Genomic DNA, 1,997 nt, shown 5'->3' on the forward strand with positions numbered 1-1,997 from the left:
TTGGGCAGGAGGGATTTCAAAAGTATTGTCAAGTATTTCGTACATTGAGTTATGATATATTGGAAAAATTATGAGCATAACCCGAAATCAACAAATTGTAATTTGTAAATAAATTAGTTATATCAATTAAGGGGGAAGTATGTATAATTTTTTAATAGAAGGACATAGAAAATATGGTACATCTAAAGAAATGCTTTGCCAGTCTGTACTAGGGTGTACTAATGAGTTGATTAGAGAGACTGTTATTATAGCGCCTTGGTGGGAACCAAGTAAACTAGATGGTATAGACGGGGATTTGATTGTAGATAAATCTGTCAAGGTGTGGGATTGCACTTTGTTTGGTAAAAACGTTACATTTATAAAAACAGGTATCGGTGCAAGTGTATGTACAGATGCAATATTGGCTTTAGGTAATACTAAATGCAAGAAAATTATTTTTATTGGTTCAGTTGGTGCTCTAGATTCAAAAATAGGAATTGGTGATATTGTAATTCCCAATTTATCTATATGTGGAGATGGGGTGTGCAGATACTTGGAGAAAGATATAAATAAAGATTGCTTTGGCGAAAAATACTATCCAGATAATCAACTTAATCAAGTTCTAATTAGTAATACAGAAAAAATATGTAAAGAAAATGATGTAAGTTATGCTATAGTTAATAATTTTAGCGTAGATACTATATTTGCTCAGTTTGCGCATTTAGATAGTATAATGGAATTTCCTTGCAAAACTATTGAAATGGAGACTGCGGCTGCATTTAAGGCTGGCTCAATATGTAAAATAGCTACAGTAGCTATTTTTAATGTTTCTGATAATTCAATGATAAATAAATCATTATATAGCGGAAGAACTGAAGAGGAACATATGTATAGAAAAAGGGTAATAAAAGAGATAGTACCTCAAATAATTTATAGTATTATTTGAGTACAATAAAAGGTTACAATTAATGAACAAATTCCAATTTGTCTACTCAATTTTAATATTTAATATATTAAGAATTTAAGTAACTAAATTAAAAACAGAAATAAATTTAAAGGCGATAAACATTGAAAAAATAATGTTTATCGTCTTTTTCTCAAGCAACCTTATGAGAATCATCATCTGAACTATCTGTATCAATAGCTACTCCAAGTTTTGCAGATATTATGGTATTTAATTTATTTATTGATGTTGATAGGTTGTCAATCTGTTTTTCTAACCGGATTAACAAATATGCCGCAACAGCTATTGCAAAACCATTATTAACCATTGAATTAACTAATTCATTTAAATCCATAATCGTTCACCTCCTATATAGGGTATATGATGAAAATTAATAAGTCACAATAAGGAAGATAAATAATTAAACAATATTTATGAATAAAGGCTTTATAGTGTTATTGCTGAGAGCCGCCTTCATTAACTATGTGATTATAATAGTTAGCTATAGCCAGATCAACTATTGTACTTACATAAGTATTTAAATCAGGATGTATGCTCTTTAGTTCATTAATTTTTCTAACAGTAGAAGCTCTAAGCATATAGGTTCTTTTTGTATCAAGGTATTCACCATTAATAGGTGGTGCCATGCCATTTGCAACTGGAGTCTTTCTGTTATCTGAAATGATTTTATCATCAGATATATCAAAAGTTTTAGTGAAATTTTTAGGTGTAATATTATTCTTAGGTATTTGAGTTTCAGCTATAGAGATAGATCTTTTATTTGTATCAGATGAAGAGAAGGTAGAAGTATTATTCAGGACAGAAGAGTTTTTAGCAGCATCAATTACATTAATATCATCAGCTTCATCATCAAAAGAAAAAGATGATATACAGTTACCAGCTGCAAGTGGTCCTGAGGTAAAACCTATTACTTCTTCATTTTCATCAGGAGCAAAATCATTTTTAAGTGGTGCATTTTGTTTTCTCTTAGCCATGAGAGTTCTCCTTTACTAGTATTTATTGCTTAGAATATATGCTAAATTGCTGTATATTCTAATATGGTTTACCATAAATA

The 1,997-nt window shown here is 29.6% G+C and carries 3 protein-coding genes; 1 reads left to right on the forward strand and 2 read right to left on the reverse strand.

What is annotated here, in order from left to right; genetic code table 11:
• The first annotated feature begins 139 nt into the window (after positions 1-139).
• The gene (locus tag CLOBL_RS27115; protein ID WP_077861830.1) at positions 140-925 is read left to right on the forward strand and encodes a phosphorylase; all 786 of its coding nucleotides are present in this window, start codon (positions 140-142) and stop codon (positions 923-925) included.
• Positions 926-1,076: 151 nt separating this feature from the next.
• Here the strand turns inward: CLOBL_RS27115 and CLOBL_RS27120 are convergent, their stop codons facing one another.
• Positions 1,077-1,277 carry a YvrJ family protein gene (locus CLOBL_RS27120; RefSeq protein WP_077861831.1) on the reverse strand — a complete coding sequence of 67 codons (201 nt, stop codon included), beginning with the start codon at positions 1,275-1,277 and terminating at the stop codon, positions 1,077-1,079.
• Between the two features lie 100 nt (positions 1,278-1,377).
• A complete protein-coding gene (locus CLOBL_RS27125; protein ID WP_077861832.1) occupies positions 1,378-1,917 on the reverse strand; it encodes a hypothetical protein in 540 nt (179 codons plus the stop codon).
• Positions 1,918-1,997 lie beyond the last annotated feature (80 nt).

It is taken from the genome of Clostridium sp. BL-8 (assembly GCF_002006495.1).
Lineage (GTDB): Bacteria > Bacillota > Clostridia > Clostridiales > Clostridiaceae > Clostridium.